The 19,832-nt window shown below is 41.9% G+C and carries 18 protein-coding genes; 8 read left to right on the forward strand and 10 right to left on the reverse strand.

Annotated elements, in window-relative coordinates; genetic code table 11:
• The first annotated feature begins 317 nt into the window (after positions 1 to 317).
• Complete coding sequence (locus ACM5QX_RS08690) at positions 318 to 3,473, forward strand: putative Ig domain-containing protein (protein WP_414753198.1); 3,156 nt, start codon at positions 318 to 320, stop codon at positions 3,471 to 3,473.
• Between the two features lie 74 nt (positions 3,474 to 3,547).
• Here the strand turns inward: ACM5QX_RS08690 and ACM5QX_RS08695 are convergent, their stop codons facing one another.
• The 6 genes from ACM5QX_RS08695 to aroC all read right to left on the reverse strand — a co-directional run bounded on the left by ACM5QX_RS08695 (position 3,548) and on the right by aroC (position 9,562).
• Positions 3,548 to 3,991: an SRPBCC family protein gene (locus ACM5QX_RS08695; RefSeq protein ID WP_414753199.1), complete on the reverse strand. Its 444-nt coding sequence runs from the start codon at positions 3,989 to 3,991 to the stop codon at positions 3,548 to 3,550.
• 19 nt (positions 3,992 to 4,010) lie between these two features.
• Complete coding sequence (locus ACM5QX_RS08700; RefSeq protein ID WP_010994967.1) at positions 4,011 to 4,199, reverse strand: CPXCG motif-containing cysteine-rich protein; 189 nt, start codon at positions 4,197 to 4,199, stop codon at positions 4,011 to 4,013.
• A gap of 186 nt (positions 4,200 to 4,385) precedes the next feature.
• Entirely contained in the window at positions 4,386 to 6,020 is a 1,635-nt protein-coding gene (locus ACM5QX_RS08705; protein ID WP_414753200.1) for a B12-binding domain-containing radical SAM protein, read from the reverse strand.
• A gap of 21 nt (positions 6,021 to 6,041) precedes the next feature.
• On the reverse strand, positions 6,042 to 6,296 hold the full coding sequence (locus ACM5QX_RS08710) for a SemiSWEET family sugar transporter (protein ID WP_010994969.1): 255 nt from the start codon (positions 6,294 to 6,296) through the stop codon (positions 6,042 to 6,044).
• A gap of 267 nt (positions 6,297 to 6,563) precedes the next feature.
• Positions 6,564 to 8,348: a hypothetical protein gene (locus ACM5QX_RS08715; protein WP_414753201.1), complete on the reverse strand. Its 1,785-nt coding sequence runs from the start codon at positions 8,346 to 8,348 to the stop codon at positions 6,564 to 6,566.
• A gap of 125 nt (positions 8,349 to 8,473) precedes the next feature.
• Entirely contained in the window at positions 8,474 to 9,562 is a 1,089-nt protein-coding gene (gene aroC / locus ACM5QX_RS08720) for a chorismate synthase (protein WP_010994971.1), read from the reverse strand.
• A gap of 286 nt (positions 9,563 to 9,848) precedes the next feature.
• Between aroC and ACM5QX_RS08725 the strand changes: the two genes are divergently transcribed.
• A complete protein-coding gene (locus tag ACM5QX_RS08725; RefSeq protein ID WP_011317461.1) occupies positions 9,849 to 10,091 on the forward strand; it encodes a BolA family protein in 243 nt (80 codons plus the stop codon).
• 115 nt (positions 10,092 to 10,206) lie between these two features.
• Complete coding sequence (gene grxD, locus ACM5QX_RS08730) at positions 10,207 to 10,530, forward strand: Grx4 family monothiol glutaredoxin (protein WP_011317462.1); 324 nt, start codon at positions 10,207 to 10,209, stop codon at positions 10,528 to 10,530.
• 192 nt (positions 10,531 to 10,722) lie between these two features.
• Here the strand turns inward: grxD and ACM5QX_RS08735 are convergent, their stop codons facing one another.
• Both ACM5QX_RS08735 and psb28 read right to left on the reverse strand, forming a co-directional pair.
• Entirely contained in the window at positions 10,723 to 11,226 is a 504-nt protein-coding gene (locus ACM5QX_RS08735; RefSeq protein WP_414753296.1) for a MogA/MoaB family molybdenum cofactor biosynthesis protein, read from the reverse strand.
• A gap of 141 nt (positions 11,227 to 11,367) precedes the next feature.
• On the reverse strand, positions 11,368 to 11,703 hold the full coding sequence (psb28, locus tag ACM5QX_RS08740; RefSeq protein WP_011317464.1) for a photosystem II reaction center protein Psb28: 336 nt from the start codon (positions 11,701 to 11,703) through the stop codon (positions 11,368 to 11,370).
• A 5-nt stretch (positions 11,704 to 11,708) separates the two neighbouring features.
• On the opposite strand from psb28, the gene ACM5QX_RS08745 reads away from it, so the two are divergent.
• Positions 11,709 to 11,945: a hypothetical protein gene (locus ACM5QX_RS08745; protein ID WP_414753202.1), complete on the forward strand. Its 237-nt coding sequence runs from the start codon at positions 11,709 to 11,711 to the stop codon at positions 11,943 to 11,945.
• Here ACM5QX_RS08745 and ACM5QX_RS08750 read toward each other — a convergent pair.
• The gene (locus tag ACM5QX_RS08750; protein WP_414753204.1) at positions 11,928 to 15,059 is read right to left on the reverse strand and encodes an MFS transporter; all 3,132 of its coding nucleotides are present in this window, start codon (positions 15,057 to 15,059) and stop codon (positions 11,928 to 11,930) included. The genes ACM5QX_RS08745 and ACM5QX_RS08750 overlap by 18 nt on opposite strands.
• 568 nt (positions 15,060 to 15,627) lie before the next feature.
• Here ACM5QX_RS08750 and ACM5QX_RS08755 point away from each other — a divergent pair.
• The 4 genes from ACM5QX_RS08755 (at position 15,628) to ACM5QX_RS08770 (ending at position 18,837) form a co-directional block, all read left to right on the forward strand.
• Positions 15,628 to 16,905 (forward strand): general stress protein, encoded by a 1,278-nt coding sequence (locus tag ACM5QX_RS08755; RefSeq protein ID WP_414753205.1) that lies wholly within the window; start codon positions 15,628 to 15,630, stop codon positions 16,903 to 16,905.
• 96 nt (positions 16,906 to 17,001) lie between these two features.
• Complete coding sequence (locus ACM5QX_RS08760; RefSeq protein ID WP_011317467.1) at positions 17,002 to 17,463, forward strand: BON domain-containing protein; 462 nt, start codon at positions 17,002 to 17,004, stop codon at positions 17,461 to 17,463.
• Positions 17,464 to 17,771: 308 nt separating this feature from the next.
• On the forward strand, positions 17,772 to 18,206 hold the full coding sequence (locus ACM5QX_RS08765; protein ID WP_011317468.1) for a CAAD domain-containing protein: 435 nt from the start codon (positions 17,772 to 17,774) through the stop codon (positions 18,204 to 18,206).
• Positions 18,207 to 18,429: 223 nt separating this feature from the next.
• Positions 18,430 to 18,837, forward strand: coding sequence for a hypothetical protein (locus ACM5QX_RS08770; RefSeq protein ID WP_011317469.1), 408 nt, complete (start codon positions 18,430 to 18,432; stop codon positions 18,835 to 18,837).
• 278 nt (positions 18,838 to 19,115) lie between these two features.
• On the opposite strand, the gene ACM5QX_RS08775 is transcribed toward ACM5QX_RS08770, so the two are convergent.
• On the reverse strand, positions 19,116 to 19,832 hold the full coding sequence (locus tag ACM5QX_RS08775) for a DevA family ABC transporter ATP-binding protein (RefSeq protein ID WP_414753206.1): 717 nt from the start codon (positions 19,830 to 19,832) through the stop codon (positions 19,116 to 19,118).

The following is a 19,832-nucleotide window of genomic DNA, read 5'->3' on the forward strand; positions in this document are numbered from 1 at the left end:
GTAGTGCTGCGGGTTTGGGTTCTGGCGCTCACTTTGCTACTCTCTCCGGCGCTCCCACCCTGAGTGCTAGTAATTTTGTAATTTTTGAGTCTGGTAATCAACCACAGGGTTAGTGAGGCTTTGAAAACCTGATTTTTTACCTTGAAAACGAAGAAGATTTTTGCCCCTCTCCCCGACCCCCGGCCCGGATAGGTTCATCAAACTCACGTTAAGTCAGCATTATTTTCTTTTGTTTGCGATGAGGAGGGTTAAAAGCCCTCCTTAAATATCTGCGTTAGATCAATTATTGTTCTCAAAACATAAGAATCACAAAAATTATGGCTAATACCGCGCCTACGCTGAACAATACGGGTAATCCTACACTAATTTCTATTACTGAAGATATTGTTATTGCCAGTAACACTGGTACTCTAGTCTCTGAAATCATCGGTAACTCCATAAGTGACCCTGACGTTAATGCGTTAAAAGGCATTGCCGTTACCTTCGTTGATAACAGTAACGGTGTTTGGGAATATACCTTGAATAATGGAACTAATTGGAATGCCTTTGGAACACCATTGCTAAATGCAGCACGGTTACTACCATCAAATACCAATACTAAAATCCGCTTTCGCCCCAACACTAACTTTAGCGGTACTGCCGATATTAACTTCTACGCTTGGGATCAAACAACAGGTACGTCAGGTAACACAGCGAGTATTTTGGCTGGTAAAGGTGGAACAACTGCCTTCAGTACAGACTATGAAGGAGCCTCCATTACTGTTACCTCTGTTAACGACACAGCACCAACCATCAACGCCGGAACCCCCACTCTACCAAATATTAATGAGGATGCACCCCTCATCAGTAACAGGGGTAGCTTACTTGCTGACCTAGTAAGAGGCTTAATTAGCGACGGTGACCCAGACCCCCAAGGAATTGCTGTCACCGGAGCAGATAACAACAACGGTAGTTGGCAATATTCTCTTGATGGCGGTGTTAATTGGATCAACTTTGGTACTGTTTCTGATAACTCAGCTACATTACTACTTCCTAGCATCAGACTATATGATGGCTCATTAGGTAGTTTACCCACTTCCCAAGGCTGGCTCAAGTTTGGTGCATCTCCTGCTATTACTCTTCCTATAGTAGGGAATGTGCTTGGTTTTGGTGGTACTCAGTCTCAGATTAGTGGTGGTACTCAATTAAATAGTAATACTACGCCTGCTTCGTCATCATTGGGATTTACACCTTCAACTGGGTCATCAGGTTACAGTAATTACAATAGTTACGCCCCAGTTTTATTTAATCAATCATTTCCTGTGCTTGATCCTGTTAAAGGCTTCACGATCAGTTTTGATGTGAAAATTAACAGTGAAACCCACACTAGTGACGATAACGGTGATGGCATTCAAGACCGTGCTGGTTTTAGCGTCATTGTTGTCACAAGTGACAAAACCAAAGCAATTGAACTAGGCTTCTGGATGGATGAAATTTGGGCGCAGACTGCTAGTCCATTGTTTACCCACAGCACCACAGAACGAGCTTTCAGAAACACAACCACGGAAGTCACCCGTTATAATCTGGTTGTTGAAAATAACACTTACAAGCTGTTTGCTACGGGTTTATCTACGCCGATTTTAAGTGGCAATCTGCGTGATTATACGGCATTCAACCACACCACTGCTGCACCTTCCCCAATCAATTCTTTACCTTTTGATCCTTACGAAACACCCAATTTCCTTTTTCTTGGTGACAATACCTCCTCTGCCAGAGCTTCTAGTGACCTTACACGGGTGGAACTACAAACAAATACGAGAGTTCGCTTTGTCCCCAATGCTGACTACAATGGCCAAGCTAATCTCACCTTCCGCGCCTGGGATGGTTCTAATGGTGTAGCCAGTGGTACTACAGGAGTGAACGCTTCAGTTAATGGCAATGCCACAGCCTTTAGTAGTAATACTCAGACTGTTGGCATTACTATTAATTCTGTTAATGATGCACCGATAGTAGCCAATAGTATTTCTAACCAAACAGCCATAACAGGCACAGCATTTAACTTTCAAATCGCCCCTAACACATTTGCTGATGCAGACTCAGGCGACACACTCACGTATTCAGCCACCCGCAGCGATGGTAGCCCTCTACCCAGTTGGTTATCTTTTGATGCTGATATGCGCAGATTTACTGGTACTCCTACCACGAATAATTTAGGTAGCCTTAGCCTGAGAGTTACTGCCACAGATACAACTAACCTCAGTGTTAACACTATATTTAACCTAGAAATCAGACGGCCAGACAATATCATCAACGGCACCGCCAACAATAATACAATCATAGCCACCAGTGCCAAAGATATATTTGATGGTGGAGATGGAGGTGATATCTTCATTACCAACATCGCCAACCTCAGCCAAAATGACACCCTCAATGGTGGAAATGGACAAGACACAATAATTATTCAAGGTGGCGTAAATACAGACACCATCAGCTTTGACTTAAATAATGTCAACAATCAACTAGCCAGCATCCCTGGCACAACTATCACTAATGTTGAAACCTTTGACCTGAGAAGCTTTGTCGGCACAGTCACTTTTACAGGTGGTAGTGGCAACGATAACCTCAATGGTGGCGCTGGTAACGATAACCTCAATGGTGGCGCTGGTGATGATAACCTCAATGGTGGTGCTGGTGATGATACCCTCATCGGTGGTGATGGTAATGATATCCTCACAGGTGGTAGTGGTACAAACACTCTGACTGGTGGTGCAGGTAATGACCGTTACTATATAGATAACTCCAACGATGTGATCACAGAAGCTATCAATGGTGGTCAAGATGAAGTGTTTACCACGGTGGACTACTTTTTAGCAGATAACGTCGAAGCTCTCACCCTTAGAGGTACTGCTGTAGAAGGTAGAGGCAATAGGGGTAATAATAACATCCGTGGGAATAACGAGGACAATTTCCTCTATGGGCTAGATGGTAATGACAACCTCAACGGTGGTGTTGGCGATGATGTCTTGCTTGGTGGTAATGGCAATGACACTCTCAACGGTGGCACTGGTGATGATTGGCTGTTTGGTGGTGCGGGCAATGATAGGTTGTTCGGTGGTAGTGGTACTGATACCTTTACTTTTGGTGATACGGGTAATCCCTTTAGCAGTGGTGATTTTGGCATAGATACCATTGCTGATTTTGCCGTAGGAATAGATACCATTATGTTAGATAAGGCAAGTTTCACTGCCCTAACTACCGAGGTTGGTGAAAGTCTGGATGTTGGTGGTGAGTTTGCCAGTGTTAATACTGATATGGATGCAGCGATTAGTAGTGCTTTGATTGTTTACAGTATTGGTAGTGGTCGCTTGTTCTATAACCAAAATGGTAATGTTGCGGGTTTGGGTTCTGGCGCTCATTTTGCTACTCTCTCCGGCAGGCCTAGTCTGACTGCTAGTGATTTCGTGATTTTGGATTTTGGTAATCCACGCCCATAAGTGAGTATTAGTTAAATTTTCTTTTATTTGCGGTTAGGAGGGTTAACAGCCCTCCTAATTTTTGGCAAACTTCTCTATTCACACTCCCGTTTTGTGACATAGTGGCGGTAGCGGAACATGGCTTCAAGTTGTGCTTGTATTAGCCAACCGCCGATAAATTCTATTGTCTCGCCACCGGGCATAACGTAGGAAACATCATCAATCAGCTTGGTTTTCCCATTTTCTGGCTCAAATTTATGGCGATGAACCCAAGATTCAAAAGGCCCTGATATTTGTGTATCAGTAAACAAGCGATATTTTTCGCATTCAGTGTGACGCGCTAACCAAGTTAAGGGTACAGGGCCAAGAAATAATTTAAATTCTGTGATTGCGCCTACTTCTAATCCTCCCTCTCGGCGAACGACTCGTACTGGTTGCCAAGGTGGAGTCAGCAGTTGCAAAATATCCGGTCTTTCATGGAATTTCCAAACTACTTCTGGTGGCGCATTAATGACTGAGGTATGTTGAAAGTGCAGCATGGAAAGAAAAACCTAATATTCAACCTTCGTATTCTGTATCAATTTCGATGTCTAGGGTATCTTCGTCAACCCGCACATATAAGATATTGGGGCGACAACAAACCTGACAATCTTCAATATAAGATTGCTGTCCGCCAGCACTCAAGTCAATAAAGGTTAAGTTTGGTTCCCCACAATAAGCACAGTAAAATTCAGCTGTATTTTGCATTAATTTATCAGTCGCTTGTCAGTTGTCAGAGACGCGATTAATCGCGTCTGTACAGTTGTCAGTGGCTTTTGGATTGGATTTCATACCTTCCTTGTGAAGTTACTACCTTGCTTTTTCAAAGTGCAGCAAATAATAATGTGCAAATATTCTTACTACTGACTACCAACCAGTGACCACTGACCAAAACTAATTTAATGGCTGTAGTTCTTTGTGAAAATGACTTGTGGCTTCAGCCAGATGCTTTAGTAGTGTAGACTGTGGCAAAGGCCCTTGCAAGTGGCTCCAAGGTAATATTTGCTCGGTTGACCAATCACTATGGACGTAAAATTCTAAGTCGGGGATTTGCCCTTTGAGTTGCTTAAATGCACGTTTGTAACTACCCAAAGAGTCGCCAAAGTCGCGGGTGAGTTCCAGAAGTTGGGAGATGCGGCGATCGCCTCTGGAGATCAAAGCCTGTATGATAGACCAGTTATAGCTTTCTGGGCGAAAATCTATCCCTTGGGGTTTTAACTGTTTCTGCAAGGATTGTAACCGCTTTTCTGCTTGCCGATTGACCCCATACCATTGAAATGGTGTATGGGCTTTCGGCACGAATGTACTACAACCCAGTGTTAAGCGCAGTCCTGGGGCAGCTTTTTTTATACTACGCATCATGGTTACAGTTGCCTCTAAGTCTTCTGGTGTTTCCCCTGGTAGTCCCACCATGCCGTAGAGTTTCAAAGCCGTCAAACCGCCGGCTTTAGCATTGATGGCGGCTTGGATGATTTCGTCGTTATGTAGTTTTTTGTTGATAATTTGGCGGACTTTTTCCGAACCACTTTCTACTGCAATAGTAAGCGATCGCGTGTCTCGTTTGGCTAAAGTTTTGGCTAACTGTTCTGTTACCGTATTCGTCCGCACCGAAGCGATACTCAGCCGTACATCGTCATACTTTGGCTGACTGATATAATCTAGCAACGTCTCAAATTCTGGATGCTGAGTTACAGATGCACCCAATAACCCCAACCGATTTGTAACTTGTAAACCTTTCTCAATCGCTGGAATTAAGGAATCTGTCAAACTAGCAGTCCTAAAAGGTAAGGTTAGATAACTTGCCATACAAAAGCGGCACATTTCTGGACAACTCCGCACCACCTCCACCATGAAGATATTTTCCCAAGCCGCCTTTTCTGTGACTACAGTCGAAGCCGACAGGGTATTTCCTCGGTAAGTCTGCTTCTGCACCACTGGGGGAATTTCCGAGGAAATAGGCTGAATCGAACTTATGACCCCATCTGCTGCTTCATACTCAACCACATACAAACTCGGAACATAAATTCCCGGTACTTGTGAGAGTGCTTGCAGTTGAGTTTGCCTAGAAGCATTCCTGACTTCCTTATAAGCCTCAATCAAATTACCCAGCAGATTTTCCCCATCACCCAGCAAAATTACATCAAAAAATTCGGCAAAAGGTTCGGGGTTCGCAGTGAGAACAGGGCCACCACCAAAAACGATGGGATGGGAATCATCACGCAAACTGGCGCGAATAGGAATTTGTAAAGATTCCAGGAGATTTAAAATATTGACATAATCCAACTCCCAAGAAATAGAAAAGCCGACAATTTCCGGTTCTCTAGGAAGTGGTTCGTAAGTATCAGTAAATAAACGACTCACCTGCACATCGCTACGCATTGCCAAAGTCGCCCATACTACCTGATAGCCCAAACTAGTGATACCCACTGTGTACTCATTGGGGAAAGCAAATATCAGTGGTATGGCGTTGGTTTCTGGTGTAGCAGGGGTAAATAACAGGCGTTCAGCGTTAAATAAAGAAGATGTCACAGGAGTTTGATCAAAGTATATCTATCTATATTTAATTTTAAGCCATAGAATTATCATGTTAAAAACTAATGTAGTGGCATTAGCAAAGATCACAGGTAATTGTTGCAAAATAATTCCATAGATTAGCCATAAGAAAATACCAGTATTAAAGAATATCAGCATAATAAAGGATACATCTTTAGCTGATTTACTTTGCCATGTTTTAATCATCTGTGGCAAAAAAGAAAAAGTAGTTAATAAAGCGGCAGCGAAACCCAGGACTGTCACAAAATCCATGTAATATAACTCGATAAAATAGTGCTTTATTCTAGGCAAATTTGCCCTTATTCTCAACCATCCTACATTAGGAGACCACAAAATTACAATTTTTGCAGGCGATCGCCTCATATAACGTGGGTAATAAGGCAAGAAAAACCCCCCCTAACGTAGGGTGGGCATTGCCCACCAAAACCTGTATACAATGGAAACTTTTAAAGTGTCGTGAATAAATCTAGTAACCTATGCAGATAGACAGTATAGCAATGCAACCCAGGTTCTTTACAATTACCGTGAGACTTTGATGAGATAAGATTTAGCCCAAGAATAGCGTCTTGCATCTTTCCGTAGTAAATATTCTGCGGCTTCATGCCGTTTTATCTCATCTCTTGTACCGCGTAATACTCGTTTTATTTCATCATCGATATCTTCAGTTTTAGCACCACGTTGTATGGCTTGTTCAAACCAATAATCACCTTGGGAATAATCGTGACGATCATAAAAAATTGCTCCCATTAAAGTATAGGGTTGATAACTATCAGGATGATACTCCATAGCTTTTCTGGCACAATTTTCAGCATCGCCCAATTGGCTCATATCTCGAAATGCACCACCCCTAGTAACTAAAATTGCTGACTTTAGTTTGCTTTCTTTGATTTTGTCTAAACTCAAATCAGTCACTTTTAAAGACTGTTTTGGCTCATCTGCTTTGCGCCAATAACTGCTAGCTGTGGGAATATGCCATTTATTTCCAGTATGTTGTAATTCTTGTTCATAAAACTCTGCTTCAAGCTTATAATGCGCAATAGCTATTTTTCCATGACGAGATAACTTTTCTTCTTCTTGCAGCTTAATTACTAACAAAGGATCTAATCTTCCTCCTTTCTCTAGTTTGAGCATAATTGTATAAAATGGTTCAATTGGCAGCAAGGGATCTACTAATCCATATGTTCTTTTCAGTTCTGCAAAGTGTTGTTGTTGAGCCAAATTAATGATATCGTCACGCCCATGACTCTTCAGCCATATAATTTCTAAATCATTAAGTAACGCTCCCAAATTTATTTTTAATTTTAGAGTATAGATATATTTTTCATCTGCAATTTGTATAGTCTCAGTCAGCTTGCGTTTTTTCAGGAAGTTGATATCCTGATCAGATAGATAGTTCCCTCCCTCAATTATTTTTAAGACTTTATACAGATGACTTTTAGGCGAGGAATCACTATATTGATTGGCTTTATATTTAACTTTCAAGATAGCAAATTCTTGTGCTTGTTCCAACTTTTGAAGAATGGCAATTGTTTCGATGAATCCTTGCTGTTTTAACCACTTAATTTCTTGATCAATTAGCTTACCCTGAGCCTCAATTTTCAGGAGAATTTTATATAGAGTATCGGATAGAGATTTATCTTGATATTTACTAGCTTGATACTTAGATTTGAGTGCAGAAAATTCAGCTTCTTTTGCTGACTCTTGTTGTTTAAAAATTTCTACTGTCTCCCAAAGCTGGTGATTGATTAGCCAATTATACTCATCATCATTTAACCTTTCAGATAAATCTAATTTTTTGAGTATTTTATATAATGTGTCATGAGGATATGCGTTTTGATATTGATGGGCTTTGTATTTATATTTAAGATGGGTAAATTGTTTTATTTCTTGAGCAATGGTGTCTGTATCGGAGAGACCATTTACTCTCAACCATTGACTTTCTGAATCAGTAAGCAGATTTCCTGATTCCAGTTTTAAAACTATACAATATAGATTACTAGATTGCCAAGGAAGATTATGTTTTTTAGCTTTGTATTTAGACTTTAGCTGAGAAAATTCAACCTCTAAATTTATCAATTCTTGTTGTCTACGTTGCTGTTCTTTCTGGATAAATTTTAACGTTGTATCTAACTTAGATTCCCTCAACCAATTAAATTCTAAATCACTGAGTTCAATACCCAAGTCAGTTTTTCGTAAGATACAATACAATGGGCTACAGGAAGACGAATCTTGATATTCAGTCGCTGCGTATTTAGATTTTAGTGCAGCAAAGTGTTTTAAGCGATTTTGAGAATCTGGTTTCATTTTTATAGTACGTAGTAACGCAATTGCTTATGCGTATTTTTTAATACTATTAATTTACCCAGAAAAAAGGGCGAGTCAGACACCCACCCAGTAAAAAAGTACTATTTAAAATTGCAAAGGAATTGTTATAGCACCTTACACTGACCGTGATGGCGTAACAAATGATCGCACAATACCAACGCTACCATTGCTTCCACCATCGGGACTGCGCGGGGTAGAACGCAGGGATCATGTCTACCTTTGGCGGCTAATAGGGTTTCTTCGCCTTCACGAGTGACGGTTTTTTGCTCTTTTCTAATTGTGGCTGTGGGTTTAAAAGCAACTCGCAAAATGATATTCTCGCCGTTGGCAATACCGCCTTGAATGCCACCAGAACGGTTGGTTACTGTGCGAATCTCACCGTTTTCATCAATATAATATTCGTCATTATGCTCAAATCCTGTGAGTAGAGTACCAGCAAAACCTGAACCAATTTCAAAACCTTTGCTAGCAGGTAAAGACATCACAGCTTTGGCGATATCTGCTTCCAATTTATCGAATACAGGTTCACCCAAGCCTTTAGGAACATTCCGCGCTACGCATTCCACTACACCGCCGATAGAATCCCCTTGTCTACCTGTTTGTTCGATTAATTCAATCATGCGGTCTGCTAATTCGCCATCAGGACAACGAACAATGTTGCTTTCTACTTGGTCTAGGGTGACGGTATTCGGGTCTACAACACCTTCCAAATCTTTGATGCGCTTGACGTAGCCTATAACTTCTACATTAGCAACTTGGCGGAGGATTTTTTTAGCGATCGCACCTGCGGCTACTCTACCAATTGTCTCCCGCGCTGAGGATCTACCGCCACCTTGCCAATTCCGAATCCCATATTTAGCATCATAAGTTGCATCAGCATGGGAAGGACGATACTTTTGCGCCATCTCATCATAATCTTGGGGACGAGTATCTTTATTTCGCACCAAAATTGATATTGGCGTTCCCAGAGTTTTGCCTTCATATACCCCAGACAAAATCTCACAGGTGTCTGCTTCCTTACGAGGTGTTGTAATCTTACTCTGTCCAGGTCGTCTGCGGTCTAACTCCAGTTGAATTTCCTCAGGAGAAATTTCGAGTAGCGGGGGACAGCCGTCAATCACAACCCCCACACCTCCGCCATGTGACTCGCCAAAAGTAGTGATCCGAAACAGATGTCCAAAAGTATTGCCCATGATCTTGAGGAAAAAGGAAGCGGCTTATGTATTGTACCTAGAGTTTCCGTAAAAATTAATCTTTGTGCTTGTACTTTTTTTTCGTAATCTTGAGCAAAGAAGTTTCTTGACATTTATGCTATCTATATATTTTAGTAATGGGAAATGCGAAGGAAGCAGGGTTATGAGGAGTAAAATTAAGAAGTAATTATCCCCAATCCCCAATCCCCAGTCCCTATTTCCAAACTAGAAGCATCTAGCCATATATCTGTTAATAATAGAAAAGTAAGTTTTTTCAGGAATTGCGATGATTACTCCGCAGCAGGTTGAAGCAATGATCAAGGCGGAACTGCCAGACGCGCAGGTTCAGGTGCAAGACTTGACCGGTGGCGGCGACCATTATCAGGTGACAGTAGTCTCATCGCAGTTTGCAGGTAAGAGACTTGTGCAACAACATCAGTTAGTTTATGGTGCATTGCGGCAAGCTATGTCAACTGAAGCCATCCACGCCTTAGCATTGAAAACATACACTCCCGAAACCAGTCAATAGTCCACAGTCAATAGTCCATAGTCAACAGTAAGAAATCAATGACTAATGGCTAATGACTAACTAACTAATGACTAATGACTAATAACTAATCACAAAACTAGGACATACAAAAGCCATGACACAGGAAACCAGCGAAAAAATTAGTAATTTAATAACACAAAATAAAATTATGGTTTTCATGAAGGGAACCAAATTGATGCCTCAGTGCGGCTTCTCTAACAATGTTGTGCAGATTCTCAATACTTTGGGTGTTCCTTTTGAGACTATCAACGTTTTAGAAGACCAAGAAATTCGTCAGGGTATTAAAGAATATTCCAACTGGCCGACAATTCCCCAAGTTTATATCAATGGTGAATTTATCGGTGGTTCCGATATTTTGATTGAACTTTACCAAAAAGGTGAGTTACAGCAATTAGTGGAAGTTGCTTTAGCTTCTTAGTATTTTGGGAAAAAGGGATTCAAAACCCTAATCATGTACAAATGTAGTGGGAGTTCAATACATTTGACAGAATCCCTCTCCATACCTCTCCCCGACGCGGGGAGAGGCTTAAAACCTTGATTATTTGGTAGTTAGTTATAGATTTTGAACAGCCTTCTGTGCGGGACAACACACCCTACCCACTGAGTAGTTTTATTTACGTACTTGGCTAACTAGGTGAATGAGTTCTGGTAATATCAGTTTTTCCATACCTAAGCGCACAGCGTTGCTGGAACCGGGAAGAGAGAAGATTAATTGATTTTGATATACGCCTGCAATAGCACGAGAGGCGATCGCTCGTGAACCAATTTCCTGATAACTTAAATATCTAAATATTTCCCCAAATCCGGGTAAGGTTTTCTCTAATAGTTTTTCAATAGCATCATAAGTAGTATCTCTCGGTGCAATACCTGTACCACCATTAAAAATTACCGCATCTAAATTAGAATTCTGACTCAATAATGCCAACTGTGCTTGGATTAGTGCTGGTTCATCGGGAATAATTGCGTAAGCTTCTACAGTATAATTTGCATCGATTAGTAACTGTTGAATGAGAAGACCGCTTTTATCTGTCTCTGGGGTACGTGTATCGCTCACAGTCACGACCGCACAATTTACCGTTATTCCTGGTGTATCTGGATGAGGTTTTTCCATTATGTGTAGGGAGGATAAGTCAAGAGTCAATAGTCAATAGTCCAAAACTCTCTTGACCGTTGACCGTTGACCCTTACGGGTTCGATAGTTGCTTTCCGACGCAAGGCGACAGGAACGCACTATCTCACTGTTGACCGTTGACTTTTAAGATTTACTGAATCCTAAATCGTTTTCTTGGGCGTAACGTTCCATAAATCTGATGAAACGCTCCCATTCTTGGGCTGATTTCATCACATAAACAGCCTCTACTCCTTCAGGTCTACCGTTGACAAATTTACCCTTAACCTCACGGGTGATAATTTCTCCTTCTTCGTCAATTAAATACATCCCGGTAATATCTTCAGTAGTACCTTGGTCTAAAATTTTAGGATTTGTAAAAATAAAAGTTGCTGTACCAGTGTCACCTGTGCGCGATCGCGTCAAACGCACTTCTGGAATTACTTCTTCATCTAGTCCTCTAGAAAACTGGATTTTTGCCATGATGTATGTATTTAAAGTTTTATGATGCCAATTTAATATTCTCTCATCATTTAGAACTCAAAAGACTGCGGATTGGGGATTGGGGACGGGGGATTGGGGACTGGGGATTGGGGATTGGGGATTGGGGATTGGGGACTGGGGATTGGGGACTGGGGATTGGGGACTGGGGATTGGGGATTGGGTTAAAAACCCCTAAACCCCTAAACCCTTACACCCTTACACCCCTAATTCATAACGGCTAATGCACCAGCGATCGCACTAGCGACTAGAGAGGAGAAAGCTGTACCGAATAGCCACCAGGCGGCGCTAGCAACGGTTTTTCTGGTTTCTTCTACTTGTTTTCTGGCTTGCTGTCTTACGGCTTTGATGCGTTTTTGTGCTTCTTGTTGGATGCGTCCGGCGCGTTGTAGGACGCTATCCCGTGCGGCTTCGATTTGGTCGATGATGCGGTTAACATCTTCTCTGGCGATATCCTCACGGGAACTGAGAACTGCAACTAGGGTATCACGGTCAAATTGACTGAGGCGATCGCGTAAGGCTTCAAATCCAGCTTGTGGGTCATCAAATAATTTAGCAAAGTCCTGACGGATACCTTCATAGTTGAGTTCTGGACGATCCAGGGAGTTGAGATAGTTGCGAATCTTGTCAAAGACTTGGTCAATTGCTGACTGTAACTGATGCTGAATCTGCTGCACTTGTTCGGTAATAGTGTTGCGGACTGACTCTATTTGATCGGCGATGCGGTTGGCTTCTTCCTCTGAGATGTCTTCCCGTTGGGAGAGTAAAGCCACGATTGTTGCACGGTCGAACTTAGAAACGCGATCGCCTAAACTACCAATTCCCAAGCGTGGATCTCGCAAGAGTAATTGTAAATCACGTTTGATTCCTTCTGGGTTCAGTTCCTCTTTGTTGGTTTGACGTAAATAATCTTCTAAACCGGCTTCAAAGTCTGCAACCCTTTGAGTAGCACGTTTAGCAAAACGGCGGGGCGCTCTGATAATATCCCTAATAGCGTCTTGTAGTTGATCAATAATCCCATTAACTTGGTCTTCGCTCAAGTTTTGCTGTTGGCTGAGGATTTTGACTAAGGTTTCTCTGTCAATTTGAGATAACCGATGTCTCAACGCCACCGCACCTTCTTTGGGGTCACTGAGTAAAGTTGCCAAATCTTGCCTGATACCTCCAGGGTTGAGTTCTTCTAGGTTAGTATTGCGGAGATAGTTGGCGATCGCTGTGGTAGTTTTTTCGTATTGTGCTTTAGCTTGGTTCACCACGGCTTGGGGTGCTTGTAGAACGCTATCTCTGACAGCTTCTACCTGATCGATAATTTGATTAATTTGTTCCTCGCTTAAGTCTTGACGCTGATTGAGCAACTGTACTAAGGTATCACGGTCAAATTGAGATAAGCGCGATCGTAAAAGATTAATGCCCACTTGGGGGTCTTCTAATAACACTCGCAAATCTCGCTTAATTGCGTCAGGATTTAACTCTTCTTTCTTGGTGTGACGCAGATATTCCTCTACCTTTTGCCATAGTTCATTGGCTTTGGTGGTTGCTTGTTCTTGGGTTTCTCTGGCTTGATTGAGAAAATTATCGCGGATGCCTTCGAGTTGACTAACAATATTATTAGCCTCTGCTTCACTGAAATCTTGGCGTTGCAACAATACTTGTACAAAGGCTTCTCGGTCAAATCCTTGCAAGCGAGTATTGATATCTGCAAACTCCTGTCCTGCTTCTGTTAACAAATTACCAAAATCTCGGTTAATTGCCTCAGAATTCAGTTCTGGTTTACCAGTAGCACGGAGATAATTTTCGATACGGCTGCGGATTTCTCGACCTTTTTCGACTTTCTCCGATTGCTGGACTGTTTCTAAAACTTGCTGACGGATACTCTCCATGTCTTGAGCAATTTCTTTCACCTTGGCTTCTGTCAGGTCGCCTCGTTGTGTCAGCCAGTTAGTAAAATCATTTGAGTTTAATTGTTCAATTTGCTGGCGGATATTTGTAGGATCTGCCTGTGGGTCGTAGATGACATCCGGAAATTCATTTCTAATAGTGAGGCGGTTGAAATGCCAAGGGAAAGAATTGCGGATATAGTCTTCTACGTCTGTTTTGATCGTGTTATCACTTGGGGGTGAGAATCTGTGACTAATTTGCTCAGTAGTTTTCTCTCGAATCTGTTGCAATTGTTTGGTGATTCTCTCGACATCGATATCTTGAACTTTATCTCGTAACTGTTGCAGTTGATTGGTAATTCTGTCTACATCGATATCAGAAACATCTACCCGATCTAGTACTGCTGGTACGGCGGCGCTGATGCCATATTTCACCGCTTGCTGCATCATCCCATTTCTACCATTACCATTTTTCCTAGATGTCACGAGTTGTTGTAAACGTTCACCTAAATCTTCCGACTTTAACTCTTCTGGTGTGGCAGATTGCAGTAAATTAATTACTTGTTCTGTGGGATTTCTGCGATGGGAAACTTGCTGCCAAGCTGCTTGTAGTTGATCAGCAATTTGGTTGATATTAGCTGGGGATAAATTGGTGCGATCGCTAATTAAATCGACAAATGTTTGGCGATTCACATCTTGTAGTAAATCACTATCACCGAGGGATTGCCAATCTACATCAGCTAATATTTTGTCAAACTGACTGCGGATTTCGTTTAAGTTTAGTGGTGGTAATTGTAGTGACGATAAAGAACTTTGTAGGGTATTTTTAATCGTATCCTGGTCAAAACCTGCGGTTAATTCGCGCCGGACTGCGGCTGTAATATCTTCTGCTGTGGATACCATTTGGCTTCTAGTTGTTGCTGCACCAATAGCGCTAGTAGCCGTCCCTGTTAGAGCTTGTAACCCTGAGCTAACTGTGCTGATAATAGAACCGAGAAATGAACCTAAAGCGGAAGAACCCAACCAAATGATTAAAAAGAAGTAGGTAGACCAAATGACCACACCACTAATTACCCCTAAGGTTGTATTGGCGATTAAGCTCAATTTTACTGCTAAGAAAGTAGCAGCGAATAAAGCAATACTGGCTGTGACTATTGCCCAACTACCAACTTTTGCTTCTACTTCTCTAACTTGCTTACCAAGACTTTCTGAGTCGTCGTCATCATCACTATAGGGATTTTTGCCGTAAGTGGAAATGCCAACGGCGACAGAAAGATTAGTTAATAGTAAATGGAAGGCGATCGCCATCAGAGTACCAGCCAATAAAGCCACTAAGATTTTCGTCCCAGAAAAACTAATAGGGACTGCTGTAGGAGCTATTACTTCCGGCAATTTATTTGTGCCTGCTATTCCCAAGGATAACCAGGAATAAATTAAAAAACTATCCAAATTGTAGAACATAGGATTCTTATACCTTACGTCCGATAGATGAAATACCCATTACTTTATAAAGGGCTTATCTCTTAGCTTAGTTATTGTTGGTAATGCTCTACACTTTCGCAGGTAATAACCACATTTATCAAAGGTTATATCTTTCGTTTAGCTATTTAGACAATGAAGATAATTATTTTTGCACTTATAAATATGGGCTAAGACTATAAAAGTCAGATTTGATTTCTACAAAAATCAAAATAGTAAACTGGGTATTTTCCAACCCACAAACAATTTGACAATAGAACGATTTATTTTTTTAACTTAATTACAACCAGAAAACATAATTATTCCAGAAGACGCTATAAATAATTTTTCTATCTACAAAATGGCTGGTTTCATAAGCAATTAATTCTTAATTTTGTTATCATTTTAACCTCAAAAAAGCATCTATATCTAATGACAGATCCATGAATTCAGCCAACAGATTGATGAAAATAATTGAGAAGCCAGAGATAAATAGAAAGTAATGAAATCAATTATTTTCTAAAAAATTAATTACCTAATCTTGTCTTTTGTTGTTGGGAGAAATTAAACAATGGTAGTAGGTGTACATAGACGTGCTGTAGGCGTATTTTCTCATCGCCGAGATGCTGAACAAGCCCTCCACGAATTGAAACAATCTGGTTTTGCAATGGATAGAATTTCTATCATTGCTCAGGATGCAGACCGGAATGAAGAGATTGCTGGTAGCCCTGTGCGAGAGAAAGTAGGCGATAAGTCTGACGAGGGTGCTAAAACAGGGGCTATTACTGGCGGTGCTTTAGGCGGCTTGGGTGGTTTATTAGTTGGTCTTGGCACTCTGGCAATTCCTGGAATTGGACCTATCATGTTAGCAGGCGCAACTGCAACCACATTGGCTACAACCCTTGCTGGTGCTGGACTTGGTGCCGTGGCTGGTGGTCTATTGGGTGGGTTAATCGGTTTAGGAATCCCAGAAGAACGAGCTAGAGGTTATGAAGACCGTGTACGCCGTGGTCACTATTTAGTCATAGTAGACGGGACAGATGCGGAAATCGCCCAAGCAGAAGCAGTCCTGCGTCGTCGTGGCATAGAAGACTACGATATTTATGATGCCCCTGGAACCGCAGCAGCAGCCACTGGCGTTACTCATCGAGATGTGGCTCCCGCAACAACCAGACAAAGAAGTAGAAGAGCAATTGGTGTATTCCCTCACCGTCGAGATGCAGAAGCCGCATTAACAGAATTGCGGGATGCAGGTTTCTCCATGAATCAAGTTTCCCTCATCGCCAAAGATAGCAGTGATAGCAAAACCACTGGTGCGAACCTCGCTCATGGTAATAAAGCCGACGAAGGAGCCAAGGCTGGAGCCGCTACAGGTGGAGGTTTAGGCGCTTTAGGCGGTCTATTAGTAGGATTGGGTGCTTTGGCAATCCCCGGAGTTGGGCCAGTCATTGCAGGTGGTGCAGCTGCTACCGCGATCGCTACAACTTTAGCAGGTGGCGCTCTCGGTGCAGCCGCAGGTGGAATTGTTGGCGGACTAGTGGGCTTGGGAATCCCTGAAGACAAAGCGCGAGTTTATAGCGATCGCTTCCAACGAGGTGACTACCTCATCATTGTTGATGGTACAGAAACCGAAATTCAACACGCTGAGGCTATCCTCAAACGTCGTGGTATTCAAGAATACTCAGTTTTTGATGCCACTGATTTACATGATACACACCGCCGAAATGTTGATAGCACAATCACAGGCGATCGCACTTCCTCTACTGTAGGCGATCGTGTTTCCTCTGCTGTAGGCCACGACACAGAACCAAGCGTAGTGATTATTGATCACCGCGAAGAAAGAATCTAATCCCACTTATTCATTGAGGGACGCGATGTATCGCGTCTCTCAAGAAACTAGACAAAATCTATCCTCTCTAAATTATTGATACCCGGAAATAAAGACATGAAAAAGCTTACTCCTCTTTTAATTAGTTCTTTACTAGTTTTTGGTGCTGCGGCTTGTCAAGATGGCGCAAGAACCAGTCAATCTGCACCCGATACTCCCGCAGAAAATGTACAAGCACCCTCGGCGGAAGCAACCCAAGCTGCTCAACAAGACGCTCAGAGCGAGGTTCGTAGAGACCAACTCAACTCTGACATCCGCGCCCGCGAACAACGCAACAATGCTACTGGCGGCGATGCACAAAGAGCTGAAGGTGATTTAGCTAGCGAAGTTCGTTCTAAATTAGAGGCAAATATACCTAATGGTGCATTAACAGTCCAAGCAGAAGATAATGGTACTGTTACTGTCGGCGGAACCGTCAACAACCAAGACCAGTTGGCTAAAATCGAACCTTTAGCTAAAGAAATTAAAGGTGTCACCAACGTAGTTGTCAAAGCAACTGTCGCTCCCCCAAACAGTTAAGGGACTTCCAGCTAAAAAATATCCAATCGCTTTGGTAAGCAGGGGAAGCAGGGGGTTCACAAGTGTATGTTTTTTACCAAGCAGTAAGTCATGACTTTCAGACTAACGAGAGAATCATCATTTCACTAACCCCTACACCCTTATCCAAACCCTTGATTTTTCGCTTTCATGCGTAAGTCCTCTTTGTATCAGTAGTTAGGTGTACTAACTACTGAGAATTTTCGTTGACAACTGGCAATGGGAATGTTTATGTTTATTTACGTCTAGTAAATTAAAAAAGCTGTTGTAATTACCAACATATAAAAACTATGGAAACCGAACAAAAGCAACCGGAATCCTTAAATACCGAAGTATCTCAGGGAACAATAGCACTGTCTAGTGCAGGACAGAGCAACCTACCTCTATTACCACCAGCTACAGCGACTACTCCTGAGTGGCAGCAAATTACCAATCAAGTAACGGACTTTTTGGCAGAACTTCCCGAATATTTAGGTAGTTTCTATCAACAATACAGCCGCTCAATTCTCACCGTTTTGCTCATCTTAGCGGCACTCGTCACCTTAAAAGTAGTACTAGCTTTGTTAGGTGCAATCAATGGTATTCCCTTGCTAGCGCCCTTATTTGAGTTGATTGGCCTTAGTTACTCAACATGGTTTACTTTCCGTTATCTAATCAAGTCCTCAACTCGCCAAGAATTAACCGCCGAAATTAGGACACTGAAATCTCAAGTTTTTGGGGAATAAATTTCACCCCGATAGCTATCAGAAATCATCTGTAAACAAATAGAAACCCGATTTATGAAATTAAGTCGGGTATTTGGTATGCTTGGGAATTGTATATATCTAAAGAAAGAGGATTTTTCCGAATATTCTATTAAATCACTTCTAAAGATAGTCGATTTGTGATCTTTAAAAAGCATAATCTAGTTCTCGAAGTTTTAACAGATTTTTTAACGAGGACAGATTTATGACTAATGAACCAGTTAAAAGAGCGATCGATTCATCCGAACGGGCAGAGGTCGATATGTACGATAGAGGAATTGTACCTGCCGAAACCGCCGCACGTAAAGAAAGAGAAGGGGCATTATATAAAACACTTCCTACAGAAGAAAGGGAAGCTGACGCACCCACCGATGACCAAACAGATACCCAAAGTATTCGTACCACAGATGGTTACACAGTAGATAAAGAGGGTTTATTAAACAACTACGCTGTTGAACCAGAAATGTACTATGAAGTACCAGGTGATGCTAGAAAAGAAGCAGAAGAGGATACAGCATCACGGGTTCAAGAATTGGCAGAAGTTAACGAAGATAAGGAAGGAGAGTTAACAGAAAAAGGTGATAGTCGTGGTAGAGGGCCAGGATTAGTTTAGCCTTTTAAATTTGGATTCAAACTATTATTAAAAACCCGGTTTGTTGGACAAGCCGGGTTTTTTAGAATTTACACCCCGATTAAAAATACGGGGACTTTACGCATCACAACCCTTAAAAGTTCAAGGACATGGGTTACTGAAACGCGCAGCGACATAAAAAAAAGGCAGGAAGCCCTACCTTTAAACCCAAAAAGCATTTTGTAACCAAATACAAGAATAAATATGGCACACAGTTGTGGCAGCTATATTACAAAACTACGACGAGGTGATGAACAGTTTTAGCTAATTACGGCAGGAGTGGGACTCATGAGTCTACCATCTTCCATCTGGACAATTCGATCAGCAATATTGAGAATACGGTGATCATGAGTAACCATAAGGATTGTACTGCCTTTTACGTGAGCGAGTTTTTGCATTAAGTTAACCACATCTCGTCCCGATTGGCTGTCTAGGGATGCTGTCGGTTCATCTGCTAATACAAGCTGGGGATGACTGACTAAAGCACGGGCGATCGCTACCCTTTGTTTTTGTCCCCCAGATAGTTGATCTGGGTAGTAATGCAGATGCTTTCCTAGTCCCACCTGTTCCAAAATTTGGATTGCACGAGTTTCTAATTCTGCTAATTCAATGTATTGGTGTAGTTCTAACCCCATTTTGACATTTTGCAGGGCGGTTAAACTACCATGCAAATTATGCCCTTGAAAAATATAACCGTTACGCCGTCGCGCCTGTACCAATCTTTCCGCACTAGCACCGTACAATTCTTGTCCCAGAACTCGTAAACTAGCTGACTGGGATGATGTACGCTCCACCAAAGGTGATCGCAATCCCCCCACTAAATTAAGTAAGGTAGTTTTACCGGAACCAGAAGGCCCAGTCAAAATGACGATTTCACCAGCACTAATTTCTAAGTTGATATTAAATAAAACTTGCTTACGCAGTGAACCATTACCAAAGTAGTGATCAAGATTCCGAACGGAAATGACTTTCAGCAT

Origin of the sequence: Anabaena sp. CCY 9910, assembly GCF_963920875.1 — a bacterium.
Lineage (GTDB): Bacteria > Cyanobacteriota > Cyanobacteriia > Cyanobacteriales > Nostocaceae > Trichormus > Trichormus variabilis.